Source organism: Halorubellus salinus (assembly GCF_020567525.1).
Lineage (GTDB): Archaea > Halobacteriota > Halobacteria > Halobacteriales > Natrialbaceae > Halorubellus > Halorubellus salinus.
This window is the reverse complement of record NZ_JAJCVI010000002.1, coordinates 152,801-169,078: the sequence shown is the minus strand read 5'-3', so window position 1 is coordinate 169,078 and position 16,278 is coordinate 152,801. Positions and strand designations below refer to the sequence as shown.

Here is a 16,278-nt window from a genome sequence, read left to right as displayed (position 1 = left end):
CCGAACGCGTACGTATGTCCCCGTCCGACCTCCCACGGCGGCGCGTGCTCGCTGGCGCCGCCAGCGTCGCAGCGACCGCCCTCGCCGGCTGTGCCGGCGGCGACCAACCGAGCGAGACGAGCACCGACGCGACGACGACGGCCGGCACCAGCGCCACGACGACCGAGGCAGCGACCACCACGGAGCCGACCGACGAGGAGACGACCGCGGAGCCGGTGACCGACGCCGAGCGCGTCGCCATCGCGAAGCGCGTCGTCGAGGAACTCGTCGCGGGCGAGTTCGAGGCGGTCGTCGACCGGTTCGCCGACCAGTTCCAGGACCAGGTGTCCGAGCCCGCCATCGCGGACCCGTGGCGGGAGTTCGCGGGCGAACTCGGCGCGTACCGCGGTGCGACCGTCGCCCAGCAGGGCACCAGTCAGGGCTACCCGTTCGTCGCGCTCCGGGCGACGTTCGAGCGCGGCGTCCTCCTCGTCGTCGTCACGTTCGAGGGCCACGCCCTCGTCGGATTGAACCTCCGGCCGACCGACGCCGCGTACGAACCGCCGGCGTACGCCAACCGCGACGCGTTCGTCGAGCGCGACGCGACCGTCCCGTCGCCCGCGTGCGACCTCGGCGGGACGCTCTCGCTCCCCGCGAGCGCCGCCGACGGCGACGGGACGGTACCAGGGGTCGTGCTCGTGCACGGGTCCGGGCCAGCCGACCGGAACCAGTCGTTCGGCCCGAACCGGCCGTTCCAGGACGTCGCGTGGGGCCTCGCGTCCCGCGGCGTCGCCGTCCTCCGGTACGACAAGCGGACGTTCGCGTGCGACGTCTCGCCCGCCGACGCGCTCGACCTGGACGACCTCACGGTCGCGGACGCCGTCAGCGCGGTCGACGTCCTCCGCGCGGTCGACGCCGTCGACGACGTCGCCGTCGTCGGGCACAGCCTCGGCGGCCTCGCCGCCCCCCGGATCGCGACGGAAGCCGAGACGGACGGGATGGCGTCGCTCGCCGCGCCCGCGGGGTCGCTCGCCGAACTCGTCGCGTACCAGGTCGCGTACCTCGCGAACGTCGACGGGACGGTCAGCGACGCCGAGCGCGAACGCGTCGAGGCGGTCGACGCCGCGGTCGACCGCATCCAGGCCGGCGACCTCGACGACGACGAGGTCGTCCTCGGCTACCACGCGGCGTTCTGGCGGGACCTCGCCGCGTACGACCCGGCCGCGGTCGCCGCCGACCTCGACGTCCCGCGATTCCTCGCGTTCGCCGGCCGGGACTACCAGGTGCCGGTCGACCGCGCCCGCCCCGAGTGGGAGACCGCGCTCTCCGGCGCCTCCACAGCGTCGTTCCGAACGTACCCGAGCGCGAACCACCTGTTCCTCCCGGGCGAGGGACCGTCCACGCCGAGCGAGTACCTCCAGCCCGGGAACGTCCTCGAGGCGCTCGTCGACGACCTCGCCGCGTGGACCGCGGACCTGTAGCTTCTTGGGCCGTCCGTCCGTCCGCGTAGTCGTGACCGACCACGACACGCGACGGGTGGCGCTCGTCGACGCGTTCACGACCGAACCGCTCGCGGGGAACGCTGCCGGCGTCGTTCCGGACGCCGACGACCTCGACGCCGAACAGATGCAGGCGGTGGCGCGCGAACTCGCGGTGAGCGAGACCGCGTTCCTCGCGGAGAGCGACGAGGCGGACCGTCGACTGACGTACTACTCGCCGACGCAGGAGGTCGACCTCTGCGGGCACGCGACCATCGCCGCGCACGGGTTCCTCCACGAGAACGACGAGATAGACGCGGGCACGCACACCGTCGAGACGAACGTCGGCGTGCTCGACGTCGAGGTGGCCGAGGACGGGACGGTCTGGATGACCCAGGACACCCCGTCGGTCCAGCCGGTGGACGTGGACTACGAGCGCGTCGGCGAGGCCCTCGGCGTGGACCCGGCCGCGTTCCAGGACGTCGGCGCGGACCTCTCCGCGGCCGTCGCCTCGACCGGCCTCCCGTTCCTCGTGATTCCCGTGAACTTCCTCGAGCACGTCGGCGACGCCAGTCCCGACGACGACGCGGTCGAGGCACTCGCCGACGAGTACGACGCCGCGGGCGTGTACCTGTTCACGTTCGACGCGCTCGACGCCGACAGCACGCTCCACGCTCGCGCGTTCTGTCCGGGCCTCGGCATCAGCGAGGACCCCGTCACCGGGACCGCGAGCGGCGCCGTCGGCGCGTACCTCCGGCAGGCTGGCGCGTTCACGGACTTCCCGGACGAACTCGTCTGCGAGCAAGGGAACTACCTGGACCGTCCGGGGACGGTTCGCGTCCGCGTCGACGCTGGCGACGTCCGCGTCGGCGGGGCGGCGACGGTCGCACTCGACGGCGACCTCCGCGTCCCCGAGTACGAAGCGGACGACATCCTCGAAGCCTGACGCCCCTTTCGGCGAAGATCCGGCAGAAACGCGACGCGACCGAACGCGGCCAGTCAGTTCGCGCCGTCGCCCGTGCCCGTGGACGACCCGCGGCCGTCCGACGACCCGCGGTCATCCGACGACCGCGACGCACGACGGTTGCTCTTCCGGTTCGACTGGCGACTACGCCCGTCGCCCGCGGCGTCACCGCCCGAGCCAGCGTCCTCGGTCCCACTCGACTCGCTACCGCTCGAACCCGCGCTGCGACGGCGCGACCGACGACTCTCGCCGTCGGCGCTCGCGCTCGCACTCTCCGCCTTCGACGCGCTCTGTGCCTTCGAGATACGTTCTTCGTGGCGTTTCACGTCCGACTCCACGCTCGAGATCCGGTCGTCGACGTCGCTCAACACCGCGCGCTTCACCGACTCCGCGTCCGCGCCACCGCCGCCACCGGCGGCGTCGGCGACCTTCCCGATGGTCACGACGAGCGCGACGGTCTTCCCGACCTGCCAGACGATGACGCCGACGACCGCGAGCGCGACGAACGTCGTCGGGTTCGCCGCCGCCACCGCATCGCCCCAGTTCTGGGGAGCGTCGCTCAACACGATCTGGGTTGCGTCGCCGAACCCGAGCCATGCGCCGACGCCGACGATTCCCAGGCCCACCACGGCCGCGAGCGTCGCGAGCACCTGATGGAACGCGACGTACTTGACGGTCTGCTTTGCGTCCATGCGAGAACGCTCGCGGGACAGTCGTATTAACTCTGGGGCCCGAGATGACAGCGAACCAATCGGCCGTCGAACGACGCGAGCACGGCGGTCGGCTGCTTGCCACACCGGTCGAACGACGACGCGTTAACGCGAACCCGAGTGAAGGTACACTCGCTGGTGTCGGAACCTTCTTGGTGGTTTCCGTCGGACGACCGCACACAGATGGCAGTACTGTGGCTGGACGACATCAGAGCCAGCGACCTCGAACGCGTCGGCGGGAAAGGCGCCTCACTCGGTGAACTGACCGCCGCCGGTCTCCCCGTTCCTCCAGGGTTCGTCGTGACCGCGGGCACGTACCGACGGTTCATCGAGGAGGCCGGCATCGCCGACGACCTCTTCGAAGCCGTAGACGTCGACGTCGACGACACCAAAGCACTCGCCGCCGCCCAGGAGCGCGCGAGCGAACTCATCCTGAACTCGCCGTTCCCCGACGAACTCCGCGAGGAGATCCTCAGCGCGTACGCCGACCTCGGCGACGGCGAGGAGTTCGTCGCCGTCCGGTCGTCCGCGACCGCGGAGGACCTCCCGGACGCGTCGTTCGCGGGCCAACAGGAGACGTTCCTCAACATCACCGCCGACGACCTCCTGGAGCGCGTCCGGGAGTGCTGGGCGAGCCTGTTCACGCAACGCGCAATCTACTACCGGAAACAGCAGGGCTTCGAGCACTCGGACGTCAACATCGCCGTCGTCGTCCAGCAGATGGTCGACGCGGAGAAGTCCGGCGTGATGTTCACCAGCCATCCCTCCACGGGCGAACCGAAGATGATCGTCGAGTCCGCGTGGGGGCTCGGCGAAGCGGTCGTCTCCGGTTCCGTGTCGCCGGACAACTACGTCCTGGACCGCCAGACCGGGACCGTCGAGGAGGTGACGGTCGCGGACAAGAAGGTGATGATGGAGAAGGACGAGGCGACCGGCGAGACCGTCGAGCGCGAGGTCCCCGACGGCGACCGCGAACGACGCGTCCTCACCGACGAGGAACTCGACGCGCTCCGCGACCTCGGCGAGACCGTCGAATCGCACTACGACACGCCACAGGACGTCGAGTGGGCGATCGTCGGCGACGACGTCTACATGCTGCAGTCCCGCCCCATCACGACCATCGCCGAGGAGACGGAGGACGCGGGCGACACGCGCGTCGACGCGGACGTCGGCGTGAGCAACGACGACGGGACGACGACCGGGACGACGACCGACGGCGGCAAAGGGGACGTCCTCGTCTCCGGGCTCGGCTCCAGTCCCGGTATCGCGAGTGGCGCGGCCCGCATCGTGAAGAAGCTCGACCAGCTCGACAAGGTCGAGGAGGGCGACATCATCGTCACGGAGATGACGACGCCGGACATGGTGCCCGCGATGAAGCGCGCCGCCGGTATCGTCACGGACCAGGGCGGGATGACGAGTCACGCCGCCATCGTCTCCCGGGAGCTCGGCGTGCCGGCGGTCGTCGGCGCGAACGACGCGACGACGTCGCTGAACGACGGCCAGATGGTCACCATCGACGGCGACAAGGGCACCATCCGCGCCGGCGCGGTCGAGGCCGACGACGAGCAACGCGAACCCGTCGAGGAGGTCCGCCCGCAGTCGCCCGTGAAGCCGATGACCGCGACCGAGGTCAAGGTGAACGTCTCCATCCCGGAGGCCGCCGAACGCGCCGCCGCGACCGGCGCGGACGGCGTCGGCCTCCTGCGGATGGAGCACATGATCATGTCGACGAACAAGACGCCGGAGAAGTACGTCGCCGACCACGGCGTCGAAGCGTACGTCGACGAGATCATCGACGGCATCCAGCGCGTCGCCGAGGAGTTCTACCCGCGGCCAGTCCGCGTGCGGACGCTCGACGCGCCGACCGACGAGTTCCGTCAGCTCCAGGGCGGCGGTGACGAACCCGAGGAGCACAACCCGATGCTCGGCTACCGCGGCATCCGGCGGAGCATCGAGAACCCGGAGACGTTCAAGCACGAACTCGAGGCGTTCCGGCGGCTCTGGTCGATGGGGTACGACAACGTCGAACTCATGCTCCCGCTGGTGAACGACGCCGAGGACGTCGTTCGCGCGAAACAGCTCATGGTCGAAGCCGGTATCGACCCGAGCAAGCGCAAGTGGGGCGTGATGATCGAGACGCCGAGTTCCGCGCTGTGCGTCGAGGAGATGGCCGAGCAAGGCATCGACTTCGCGAGCTTCGGGACGAACGACCTCACGCAGTACACGCTCGCGGTCGACCGGAACAACGGCCGCGTCGCCAGTCGCTTCGACGAACTCCACCCCGCGGTCCTGGAGCTCATCGGGTCGACGATCGAGACGTGCCGCGAACACGACGTCAAGACCTCCATCTGCGGGCAGGCTGGCTCGAAACCGGAGATGGTGCAGTTCCTCGTGAAAGAGGGCGTCTCCAGTATCTCCGCGAACATCGACGCCGTCCGCGACGTCCAGCACGAGGTCAAGCGCGTCGAACAGAAGCTCCTCCTCGACGACGTCCGCTGACCCACCACCGGTTCGTCTCCTCTCGACCGTCGTTGCGCAGTCGTCCTCGAGCAGTTGGTTCGCCAGCAGCGTACACCGCGGGTAGACGACGCGTGCCGTGACGTCGACGCGTGCCGTGACGTCGACGCGTGCCGGGAAGAAGACGCCACGCCTCAGGCGCGACGCGTGGCTTCGCTGCTGGAATCCACCGAGGGACCGTCAGGGGGATTCCGTCGAACCAAGAGATACTTAGGCCCGGACGGGTGCAGACGATACATGGATACATCGAGAACCCTCCTCGTCGTCGCGGTCGTCGCGATGGTGGCGCTCGCCGGGTGTGGCGGCGGGCAGACCACGTCGACGGCACCGACGGCGGACGGGACGACCGACCCGGGGACGAACACCGGGACCAGCGACGGTGACGGCGGCGACGGCAACACGCTCGACGGCGTCGACACAGCCCCGTGGATGACCGGGCACGGCGTCAACGCCACCCGACTGCTCTCCGCGCACTACGGGTCGCTCTCGGGGACGAGCTACCGCGTCGAGACGACGCAGAACTCCTCGGGGCTGCTGTCGCTCTACCGGACGGGCGTGCAGCGCGTCGCCGAGAACGGCGACACCATCTACGAGTACGATACGCGAACGAGCAACGGGAACTCGACGACGCGGGCGTTCGTCAACGACACGTGGGTCCTCACGGAGAACGCGAACGCGACCCGGACCGTCTACAGCGACTACCGGGTCGAAGGGAGCGCGGAGTCGCTCAACTACACGCAGCAACTCGTCCAGTACGTCCGCCTCGGGAACTTCACCGTCAACCGGACGTACCAGGTCGACGGCGAGACCCGCATCGAGTACGTCGCGACCGGGCCGTCGAGCGTCCGGGGCGCGCAAGCGATCACGTCGTTCGACGGTCGGTTCGTCGTGAACCCCGACGGGCGCCTCTACGAACTCTCCGTCGCGGCGACCCAGCAGGCCCAGTACGGGAACGCGACGACGGCGTTCCAGTTCGAGCTCGCGAAGGTCGGTGGCGTCGACGCGTCGACGCCCGCGTGGGTGTCGACGGCCCGTCAGGAGGCGACGACCGTCGACTTCGACTACGAGTACAACGGGAGCGTGCTGAAGATAACGCACGAAGGCGGTGACACGGTCGCGGCGGGCACCCAGCTCGTCATGACGCCCCAGGAGGGTCGTGGCGTCCTGTTCACGTCGCTCCCGGCGAACTTCAGCGCGGGCGAGACCATCTACGTCACCGCCGGTGACGGCCGGGACCTGAACGTCTCGTTCGACCCGGTTCCGAAACCCGAGACGGGTATCGGCGGGCCGATCAACCTCGCGATGTACGGCTCGAACGGCGAGGTCGTCGTGCGGACGGGAATCGGGGTGACGACGAACGCGAGCACTGGCGTGGTCGCGCCGGTCGGTGAGCCCGTATTCGTCGGGTACACGCCGCTTCCCGCCATCTAGACGTCGCTTCGACTCGATTACGTGGGTGCTCCGAGCGGTTCGGTTCCCTTCTACGACGACGTACTGGACGCGACCGACGCGTTCCGCGGGCGTCGTGCTGTCGCCGTCGAGAGTGCCCGAAACAAAACTGATAAACTGTCCACGACGAACGTGTTGGTATGCGCGGCCAGCCACAGGACTTCGACCGGGTGCTCTCCTCGATGTGTACCGAACCGCACCCGGTCGCTCGCGAGGCCGCAGGCGAGTTCCTGGCGACGAACCCCGGTGACCCGGCGACGTACCAGTCCATCTCCGACCTGGAGGACGAGGTCGTCGCGATGCTGGGTGAGGTCGCCGGCGTCGACGACCCGGCGGGGTACGTCGCGTCCGGGGGAACGGAGGCGAACATCCAGGCGGTTCGGATGGCGCGGAACCGGTGCGTGACGCACACGCCGAACGTGGTCGTCCCGGAGAGCGCGCACTTCTCGTTCAAGAAGGCGGCGGACGTCCTCGGCGTGGAACTGCGCGTGACGCCGCTGCGCGACGACTTGCGGGCGAACGTCGGTGCTGTCGAGCGCTTCTGCGACGAGGATACCGTGCTCGTCGTCGGCGTCGCCGGGTCGACGGAGTACGGGCGCGTCGACCCGATTCCGGAACTGGCGGCGGTCGCCGAGGAGTACGGCGCGCTCATGCACGTCGACGCGGCCTGGGGCGGGTTCGTGCTCCCGTTCTCCGGGCACGAGTGGAGTTTCGCGGACGCGGCGCTGGACACGATGACGATCGACCCGCACAAGGTGGGGCAGGCCGCGATTCCGGCGGGCGGATTGCTCGCTCGCGACCCGGCGTTGTTCGACGCGCTCGCGGTGGACACGCCGTACCTGGAGTCGACGTCGCAGGCGACGCTCACGGGCACGCGCTCCGGTGCCGGCGTGGCGAGCGCGCACGCTGCGATGACGGCGCTCTGGCCCGACGGCTACCGCGAGGAGTACGAGCGCCAGCAGGCGAACGCCGAGTGGCTCGCGGACGCGCTCGCGGCCGCCGGCCTGGACGTCGTCGAGCCGGAACTCCCGCTCGTTGCGGCGAGCATCGACGACGTCGCGTTCGAATCGCTCCGGGACGCTGGCTGGCGGCTCTCGCGAACTGGCGACGACGAACTCCGCGTGGTCTGCATGCCTCACGTCACGCGCGAGATGCTGGAGTCGTTCGTCGCGGACGTCGAGACGGCGACGGCGACGGTCGCGGCCGACGGCGGCTGAGACCACGGCGGCTGAGGTCGACGGCTGTGGAGACCGACGGTTGCTGGAACCGATTGGTGCCGGCTCGAGGACGGCGTGGTCGTCGGCGTTCCCGGGGGCGTCGGTCGAGAGGACAAGGCTTAGGTTTCGTGCCGCGCGACGGTCGAGATAAGACGTGGTAGATCCCGCGCTTGCAGTTGCCGACGCGTCGGTTCACGCCGCCCGCACCCTCCATGCGAGTCCCTCGATAGCGTCGCTGCCGGCGAGCGCCGCGGGCGTGGGCGTCGACGCACTCGCGGAGGTGGCTGCGAGCGCGGGGCATCCGCCCGGTGTGGACGCACTCGGGTCGGCCGGAAAAGACGCACTCGGGTCGGTCGGAACGGACGCGCTCGGGTCGGTCGGAACGGACGCGCTCGGGTCGCTGAACGGCCAGGAGGGGACGACGAACGGGACGACCGCGGGCACGACCGCGGACGAGGGCGGTTCGGGTGGGCTGCTGGACTTCCACTGGTTGCGGGTGCTCGTGGAGACGGCGACGGGGTGGGCTGGGCTCGGTATCATCGCGGTGTACTCCTTCCTCATCGCGTTCGTCCTCCCGCTCCCGAGCGAGGTCGTGCTCGCCGCACCGCTCCAGCTCGGCGTCGGGTACTGGGGCGAACTCTCCGCCATCATCCTCGTGAGTGGTCTCGGGAAGGCCGCCGGTAGCGTCTTCGCGTTCCACCTCGGGCAGGAGGCCAAGGAGTCGGGACCGGTCATCTCGTTCCTCCGCCGGTCGCGGTTCGACGTCGTGCAGTGGAGCGAGAACAAGACCGTCGAGATCGCCCAGAAGTACGGCTACATCGGGCTGGCGATGGCGCTGTGCGTGCCCGGGTTCCCGGACACGCTCTCCATCTACGCGTTCTCGGTGCTGGAGGAGGATTACCTGAAGTTCGCGCTCGCGACGTTCGCCGGTAGCGCCGGTCGCCTGGTGCTGTGGGCGGCCGGTGCGGAAGCGGTCCTCGCGGTCATCTGAGTCGGTGCGTGGACGGCTATCGGTTCTCGCGGTCATCCGCGTCGGCGACGCTCGATTCTCGCGGGGTGGTGACCGCGAGCGCGCTTTATATCCGCTATCGACGTATAGTTAGCATGAACCTCCGCGTAACCAACCGGTCCGTCCTCGGTGGTGTCGTCGTCGTCCTCGGTGTCCTCCTGCTCCTCGGGACCACGGGGATGTTCGAGACCGAGTCGCTCGTCCAGTTCGTGCCGTCGCTGTTCGTCCTCGTCGGCGTGTACGCCATCGTGCGGAGCGGGTTCCGGAACCTCACCGGGCCCGTGCTGCTCGTCCTCGTCGCGGGGACCGTCCAGTTGCTCGTCCTCGACGTCGTCACGGACGCGTTCGCCGAGACGTACTGGCCCGTGCTCGTCGTCGTCGCCGGCCTCACCATCCTCCTCTCGCGGTCACGTCGGTCCGACCCGACGGTGCTGAAGGAGGACCTCGACCTCGTCGCGGTCTTCGGTGGCGTGGAACGCCGTCCCGTGGGCGAACGGTTCCGGTCCGCGGACCTCGCGGTGGCGTTCGGCGGCGCTGAACTCGACCTCCGGGACGCCACGAGCGCGAAGCCGAGCGAGGTCGACGCGCTCGTCGTCTTCGGCGGCGCCGAGGTGTACGTCCCCGAGGACTGGGTCGTCGAGGTGGACGCCCTCCCGCTGTTCGGTGCGGTCACCGACGAGCGGCCGCGGGCGCCGCTCGCTCGCGACGGCGAGACGCCCGACCTCGTCGTGACGGGCGCCGTCGCGTTCGGCGGCATCAGCATCAAGTAACCTCGACCGTCGCCCTGCACTCCCGGCGTGGGAAACCCTCGCACGCGACCGCATCACTTTTGTTCGGTACCGCACTACGGGCGAGCGTGCAGGCCGTCGTCCCCACGAACCGCCGTATGCGCTCGCGCCGATAGCGCCCGGTGGGGACGGCCGCGACGCCCGTCATGGGGCCGCGGACGCGGCCAGGAAACCCGGTCACTCGTTCTCGCATCGCAGACAGGTAGCGTTCGACAGCGACCAGCAACCATGGAATCACACACGAACCGGCGGGTTTTAGGCCCGCACCGACCGGAGGCAGAGACATGAGCAGCGACGAGTACCCGACAGACGAGCCCGCGGTGGTGACGTGTGGGTTGCCGTACGCGAACGGCGACCTCCACATCGGTCATCTCCGTGGCTACACCGCGGCGGACGCGTACAATCGAGCGCTCGGCAAGCTCGGCCAGCAGACCGCGTACGTCTGCGGGAGCGACATGCACGGCACGCCCATCGCGGTGGGCGCCGAACAGGACGGGGTCGACCCCGAGGACTTCGCGATGGCGTACCACGAGCAGTACGAGGAGACGTTCCCGAAGTTCAACGTCGACTTCGACAACTACGGTCACACGCACGACGCGACGAACACCGAACTCACGCAGAGCATCGTCGCCACCCTCGAGGAGGAGGGGTACGTGTACGAGAAGGAGATCAAGGTCGCGTGGGACCCCGAGGAGGACCAGCCGCTCCCGGATCGCTACGTTCGCGGCACGTGCCCGTACTGCGGGGAGACCGCGCGCGGCGACGAGTGCGACGACGGCTGCGGTCGCCACCTCGAACCCGGCGAGATAGAGGACCCCGAGAGCACCATCACGGGGAACCGCGCGGAGTACCGCGACCGCGAGCACCGGTTCTTCGCGGTGAGCGAACTCAGCGACTACCTCACCGAGTTCCTCGACGGTCTCGAGGGGACGAGCAACGCGCGGAACCAGCCCCGCGAGTGGATCGAGAACGGCCTCCAGGACTGGTGCATCACCCGCGACATGGACTGGGGCATCGACTACCCGGGTGCGGAGGACGAGCTCGTCCTCTACGTGTGGGTTGACGCGCCGATCGAGTACATCTCGTCGACGAAGCAGTACACGGAGCGCGTCGGCGCGGACGCGTACGACTGGGAGCAGGTCTGGAAGCCGCAGGCGACGACCGAGGACGGCGAACCGGACGCGGCCGCGAGTGCGTCGGAGAACGGCGAGATAATCCACGTCATCGGTCGGGACATCATCCAGCATCACACGATCTTCTGGCCGGCGATGCTCGAGGTCGCGGGCTACACCGCGCCGCGCGCGGTGTGCGCGACCGGGTTCGTCACGATCAACGGGAAGGGCCTGTCGACGAGTCGGAACCGCGCCATCTGGGCGCACGAGTACCTCGACGAGGGCTTCCACCCGGACCTGCTCCGGTACTACCTGACGACGATGGGCGGGTTCCAGCAGGACCTGGACTTCTCCTGGGAGCGGTTCGCCGAGCGCGTGAACGGCGAGCTCGTCGGGACCGTCGGGAACTTCTTCTACCGGAGCCTGCTGTTCGCGGCGCGGAACTTCGAGGGAACGCCCGCGGTCGACGTCAGCGACGACGTCGCCGCGCGCATCGACGAGGCCGTCGACGAGTTCTCGACGGCGGTGAACGAGTACGACCTCCGCGGGGCGAGCGAGGCGGGCGTCCGCCTGGCTCGGTTCGGGAACGAGTACATCCAGGGGCACGAGCCCTGGAAGCTCGAGGACGGCGGCGACGAGCAAGCGCAGGTCATCCGGGACTGCGTGCAGGTCGCGAAGGCCGTCGCGGTCCTCATGGAGCCGTTCATGCCGGAGAAGGCCGAGCGGGCGTTCGCACAGCTCGGCGCGGACGGGGACGTCCACGCGGTCACGCTCGACGCCGCGCGCGAGGCACCGGGGGCGTTCCCGGAGCCCGACGAGCTCTTCGAGCAGGTCGAGGACGAGCGCGTCGAGGAACTGGAGGCGAAGCTCGCGGAGAAGGTCGCGGACGCCGAGGACGACGCCGACGCCACTGACGTCGACGACGCCGAGGACGCGGACGCGGCCGAGACCGAAAGCGACGACTCCACCGAGGACGACGAGGGTGACGTGAGCGACATCGAACCCCTGACCGAGGACCGCATCAGTTTCGACGACTTCCAGGCGATGGACCTGCGCGTCGGTCGCGTGGAGGCCGCCGAGCCGATAGAGGGCGCGGACAAGCTCGCGAAGCTCGACGTCGACCTGGGCGCGGAGACGCGGACGGTCGTCGCGGGCATCAAGCAACTGCACGACCTCGAGGAGCTCCCGGGGACGAAGGTGGTCGTGGTGGCGAACATGGAGAAGAACGAGCTGTTCGGCGTCGAGTCCAACGGGATGGTGCTCGCCGCGGGCGAGGACGCGGACCTCCTCACGACCCACGGCGACAGCGAACCGGGCACGAAGGTCCGGTAGTCCGTCCAAGCCGCCCGCGACTGCCGATTCCTGGCTGTGCGGGCTGACTGACCCGGCGGCGGTTTTTTCGTGCTGGTCGTCGATACGTCGAGCATGTACGACGTCGTGCTCGTGGCGACGGACGGAAGCGACGGCGGGCTGGCGGCGGTGGAGCGAGCGGTGTCGCTGGCGGCGGCGACGGACGCGACCGTCCACTGCCTGTACGTCGTCGACGTCGGCGTGTCGATGGCGGCGTCGGGTGTCGGGACCGTCGCGGAGGAGTTGACCGAGAGCCTCAGGAAGATGGCGTCGGACGCGCTCGACGATGCCACGGCGGTCGCCGAGGCGGCGGGCGTCGACCACGAGCGCGCGGTCGTCGAGGGACTGCCGTACGAGGTCATCACGGCGTACCGCGACGAGGTGGACGCGGACGTCGTGGTGGTCGGCGCGAGCGGTGAGTCGGGGCTCGGGGCGCGGGTGCTCGGGAGCACGAGCGACCGCGTCGTCCACGAGTCGTCCGTGGACGTCCTCGTGGTGCGCGAGTAGCGCCGGCCGGTCGGACGGTCCGCCGTCGCCGTCAGCGAGCGGCGTCGTCGACGTTCGCGTCCGACGGGTTCCGGGCGTCGTACCGGTCGACGAACGCGTCCAGGCGGTCGGGGTCGTCCGCGCCGGGGAGCGTGGCGTCGGCGGTCGTCGACGGCTCGTCGACGCCGAGGTGGTCGGCGACGAGGTCCGCGGTCGCCTCGGCCATCCGCCGGTACGTCGTGAGCTTCCCGCCGACCACACTCGCGAGGTTCGCGACGCCGTCGTCGGCGTGGTCGAGCGCGAAGAACCCCCTCGAGATGCCACGTCGGTCGGTGTCGGCCTCGTCGGGCGCGTACAGCGGGCGGACGCCCCACCAGGTGCGCGTCACCTCGGCGTCGGCGACCGCCGGGAGCATCGCGGCGCACTCCTCGACGCAGCGCGCTCGCTCCCAGTCGGCGCGCTCGTAGTCGTCCGGGTCGTCGACGGGGACGCTCGTCGTCCCGAGCACGACCTCGTCGGCGTGCGGGAGCACGATGTCGCCGTCCTCGGGTTCCCGGCAGCGGTTCAGGACGGGGCCGAGCGCGTCGTGGTCGACGGCGACCATCGCACCGCGCGAGGGCGCCATCTCGACGTCGACGCCGGCCATCGCGGCGACGTCGCCCGCCCACGCGCCGGCGGCGTTCACGACGAACGTCGGTTCGAACGTCGCGTCCACGCGCCCGCCGATGGTCGCCGCGACGACGCGACCGTCCTCGACGGCGAGGGCTTCGAGGGGCGCGTGCGGGTGGACGGTCCCGCCGTTCGCCTCGACGGCCGCGGCGTTCGCCGCGACGAGCCGCGAGGGATAGACGACACCGTCGGGGACCGCCATCGCGCGCTCGACGTCCGAGGCGATGCCGGGGACGCGCTCGTGGGCCGCCGCCGCGTCGAGGACGGTCGTGGGGATGCCGACGTCCTTGCAGGCCGCGCGCTTCGCGTCGAAGTACGCGGGGTCGTCGGTGGCGAGCTCGACGAACAGCCCGCCGGTGTCGCGGACGCACTCGCCGGCTATCTCGCGGAGGACGCGGTTCTCCTCGATACACTCCTCGGCGCCGACCGGGTCGGACTCGGCGTACCGCGCGCCGCTGTGCAGGAGGCCGTGCGAACGGCCGGACGTCCCGCTCCCGAGGCCACCACGATCGACGAGCGCGACGTCGACACCGCGGCGTGCGAGGTCGCGTGCGACGCCGGCGCCGGTCGCGCCGCCGCCGACGACGAGGACGGTCGGTGAACGCGTCATGCTCGAAGCGGGGGGCTGGAGCCTTACGAGGGCCCGGGTTCGGGCGACCGCGACCGCAAACGCGACTACTCGAAACTTAGTTAATCGCGAAGGCTTTTGGACGGCGCCGAAGAACCGGCAGGTATGCGAAGAGCCAAGATCGTCTGCACGCTCGGCCCGGCGTCGGCCGACCGGCGGACGATACGCGACCTCTGCGAGGCCGGCATGTCGGTCGCGCGCGTCAACTCCAGTCACGGCACGCTGGAGTCCCGCGCGGACATCGTCGAGACGGTCCGGTCGGTCGACGAGGAGACCGACGTCCCGCTCGCGACGATGGTAGACATGCAGGGCCCGGAAGTACGAACTGCGCCACTGGACGACCCGATCGACCTCGACGAGGGGAGCGACGTCACGTTCGTCGAAGGCGACACCGCCACGCCCGACGTCGTCGGACTTTCCTACGACCTGGACGGCGTCACCGTCGGCGACAAGGTGCTCCTCGACGACGGCCGCATCGAGACGACCGTCACGAGCGTCGACGCCGACGGCGTGCACGCGCACGTCGACGACGGCGGCGAGCTCGCGGGTCGAAAGGGCGTGAACACGCCCGGCGTCGACCTCGACCTCGAGGTCGTCACGGACAAGGACCGCGAGGACCTCCGACTCGCCGCCGAGCACGACGTCGACTTCGTCGCCGCGTCGTTCGTCCGCGACGCCGCGGACGTCCTCGAGGTCTCGCAGGTCCTGGAGGAGTTCGGCGCGGACATCCCGATCGTCGCGAAGATCGAGCGCGCCGGCGCCGTCGACAACCTCGAGGAGATAATCGACACCGCGTACGGCGTGATGGTCGCGCGTGGCGACCTCGGCGTGGAACTCCCGATGGAGAAGGTCCCGATGATACAGAAGCGCATCATCCGACGCTGCCAGAGCACGGGGACGCCGGTCATCACGGCGACGGAGATGCTCGACTCGATGGTCCACGAACGTCGCCCGACGCGCGCCGAGGCGAGCGACGTCGCGAACGCCGTGCTCGACGGCACCGACGCCGTGATGCTCTCCGCGGAGACCGCCATCGGCGACCACCCCGTCGAGGTCGTGTCGGCGATGGACAGCATCATCCGGCAGGTCGAGGGCGACGCGGCGTACGACGAGACGAACGAACGTCGCGTCCCGGGCGCCGAGGACTCCCGGACCGACGCGCTGGCGCGGTCCGCACGCTACCTCGCGCGGGACCTCGGGGCGACCGCCATCGTCGCCGGGACCGAGTCCGGGTACACCGCGTTGAAGACCGCGAAGTACCGACCGAACGTCCCCATCGTCGCGGCGACGACCACCGACGGTATCCGCCGCGAACTCGCGCTCTCCTGGGGCGTGCACGCGGAGTACGCGCCGCTCGGCGTGAAGGGCGCGGACGACGTCATCGAGAACGCCGTGCAGGCGGCGCTCGACGCTGGCGTCGCGCAGAGCGGCGACACCGTCGTCGTGCTCTCCGGGATGATGACGGAGATAGAGGGCATGGGGACGACGAACGTCCTGAAGGTGCACATCGCCGCGGAGACGCTCGCAGCGGGTCGCGCCGTCGTCTCGGGGTACGGCGTCGGGTCGCTCCATCACGTCGACGACGGTGACCTCGAGGCCGTCCCGGCGGGCGCCATCGTCGCGCTCGACGCGGACTTCGACGACGAGTTCGACGGCGACATCTCGAAGCTCGCGGGCATCGTCGACGCACGCTCGGGGATGACGGGCTACCCCGCGATGGTCGCCCGCGAGGTCGGCATCCCGATGATAAGCGGCGCGGCGGTCGGCCGCGACTACGAGGGCGAGACGGTCACGCTCGACGCCGAACGCGGCGTCGTCTACGAGGGCGAGATCCGACGCGAGCGACGCGACCTCCCCGAGAGCTGACTCACTCGCCGCACGACCACCGGAGAGCCGGCCGAGTTGTAGCACGACCACCCGGG

Annotated in this window: 12 protein-coding genes; 10 read left to right on the top strand and 2 right to left on the bottom strand. The window is 70.0% G+C overall.

The genetic code is table 11. The annotated features are described in order from the left end of the window. Positions 1-14 precede the first annotated feature (14 nt). Positions 15-1,460 carry an alpha/beta hydrolase gene (locus LI336_RS05295; RefSeq protein WP_227131623.1) on the top strand — a complete coding sequence of 482 codons (1,446 nt, stop codon included), beginning with the start codon at positions 15-17 and terminating at the stop codon, positions 1,458-1,460. A gap of 31 nt (positions 1,461-1,491) precedes the next feature. After that, positions 1,492-2,403, top strand: coding sequence for a PhzF family phenazine biosynthesis protein (locus LI336_RS05290; RefSeq protein WP_227131622.1), 912 nt, complete (start codon positions 1,492-1,494; stop codon positions 2,401-2,403). A 53-nt stretch (positions 2,404-2,456) separates the two neighbouring features. Here LI336_RS05290 and LI336_RS05285 read toward each other — a convergent pair whose 3' ends face one another. Next, positions 2,457-3,113, bottom strand: coding sequence for a hypothetical protein (locus LI336_RS05285; RefSeq protein WP_227131621.1), 657 nt, complete (start codon positions 3,111-3,113; stop codon positions 2,457-2,459). Between the two features lie 201 nt (positions 3,114-3,314). Between LI336_RS05285 and ppsA the strand changes: the two genes are divergently transcribed. The 7 genes from ppsA to LI336_RS05250 all read left to right on the top strand — a co-directional run bounded on the left by ppsA (position 3,315) and on the right by LI336_RS05250 (position 13,080). Next, positions 3,315-5,630, top strand: coding sequence for a pyruvate, water dikinase (gene ppsA / locus LI336_RS05280; protein ID WP_227131619.1), 2,316 nt, complete (start codon positions 3,315-3,317; stop codon positions 5,628-5,630). A gap of 255 nt (positions 5,631-5,885) precedes the next feature. Further along, positions 5,886-7,079, top strand: coding sequence for a hypothetical protein (locus LI336_RS05275; RefSeq protein WP_227131617.1), 1,194 nt, complete (start codon positions 5,886-5,888; stop codon positions 7,077-7,079). 158 nt (positions 7,080-7,237) lie between these two features. Then, a complete protein-coding gene (gene mfnA, locus LI336_RS05270) occupies positions 7,238-8,314 on the top strand; it encodes a tyrosine decarboxylase MfnA (RefSeq protein ID WP_227131616.1) in 1,077 nt (358 codons plus the stop codon). Between the two features lie 472 nt (positions 8,315-8,786). Continuing rightward, positions 8,787-9,305, top strand: a complete 519-nt coding sequence (locus LI336_RS05265) for a YqaA family protein (RefSeq protein WP_227132649.1) — start codon at positions 8,787-8,789, stop codon at positions 9,303-9,305. A 113-nt stretch (positions 9,306-9,418) separates the two neighbouring features. After that, the gene (locus LI336_RS05260; protein WP_227131615.1) at positions 9,419-10,093 is read left to right on the top strand and encodes a LiaF transmembrane domain-containing protein; all 675 of its coding nucleotides are present in this window, start codon (positions 9,419-9,421) and stop codon (positions 10,091-10,093) included. A 302-nt stretch (positions 10,094-10,395) separates the two neighbouring features. Next, on the top strand, positions 10,396-12,555 hold the full coding sequence (gene metG, locus LI336_RS05255; protein ID WP_227131614.1) for a methionine--tRNA ligase: 2,160 nt from the start codon (positions 10,396-10,398) through the stop codon (positions 12,553-12,555). A 93-nt stretch (positions 12,556-12,648) separates the two neighbouring features. Then, positions 12,649-13,080 (top strand): universal stress protein, encoded by a 432-nt coding sequence (locus LI336_RS05250; protein ID WP_227131607.1) that lies wholly within the window; start codon positions 12,649-12,651, stop codon positions 13,078-13,080. Between the two features lie 31 nt (positions 13,081-13,111). Here LI336_RS05250 and LI336_RS05245 read toward each other — a convergent pair whose 3' ends face one another. Beyond that, positions 13,112-14,338 carry an FAD-dependent oxidoreductase gene (locus LI336_RS05245; protein ID WP_227131605.1) on the bottom strand — a complete coding sequence of 409 codons (1,227 nt, stop codon included), beginning with the start codon at positions 14,336-14,338 and terminating at the stop codon, positions 13,112-13,114. A gap of 123 nt (positions 14,339-14,461) precedes the next feature. Here LI336_RS05245 and pyk point away from each other — a divergent pair, with 123 nt between their 5' ends. Next, a complete protein-coding gene (gene pyk, locus LI336_RS05240; RefSeq protein ID WP_227131603.1) occupies positions 14,462-16,222 on the top strand; it encodes a pyruvate kinase in 1,761 nt (586 codons plus the stop codon). The last annotated feature ends 56 nt before the right edge of the window (positions 16,223-16,278 follow it).

What these genes read in the sequence shown, in the direction of transcription:
- LI336_RS05295 (WP_227131623.1), top strand. Translation starts at nt 15, where the DNA reads ATGTCCCCGTCCGACCTCCCACGGCGGCGCGTGCTCGCTGGCGCCGCC.
- LI336_RS05285 (WP_227131621.1), bottom strand. Translation starts at nt 3,113, where the DNA reads ATGGACGCAAAGCAGACCGTCAAGTACGTCGCGTTCCATCAGGTGCTC.
- ppsA (WP_227131619.1), top strand. Translation starts at nt 3,315, where the DNA reads ATGGCAGTACTGTGGCTGGACGACATCAGAGCCAGCGACCTCGAACGC.
- LI336_RS05275 (WP_227131617.1), top strand. Translation starts at nt 5,886, where the DNA reads ATGGATACATCGAGAACCCTCCTCGTCGTCGCGGTCGTCGCGATGGTG.
- mfnA (WP_227131616.1), top strand. Translation starts at nt 7,238, where the DNA reads ATGCGCGGCCAGCCACAGGACTTCGACCGGGTGCTCTCCTCGATGTGT.
- LI336_RS05260 (WP_227131615.1), top strand. Translation starts at nt 9,419, where the DNA reads ATGAACCTCCGCGTAACCAACCGGTCCGTCCTCGGTGGTGTCGTCGTC.
- metG (WP_227131614.1), top strand. Translation starts at nt 10,396, where the DNA reads ATGAGCAGCGACGAGTACCCGACAGACGAGCCCGCGGTGGTGACGTGT.
- LI336_RS05250 (WP_227131607.1), top strand. Translation starts at nt 12,649, where the DNA reads ATGTACGACGTCGTGCTCGTGGCGACGGACGGAAGCGACGGCGGGCTG.
- LI336_RS05245 (WP_227131605.1), bottom strand. Translation starts at nt 14,338, where the DNA reads ATGACGCGTTCACCGACCGTCCTCGTCGTCGGCGGCGGCGCGACCGGC.
- pyk (WP_227131603.1), top strand. Translation starts at nt 14,462, where the DNA reads ATGCGAAGAGCCAAGATCGTCTGCACGCTCGGCCCGGCGTCGGCCGAC.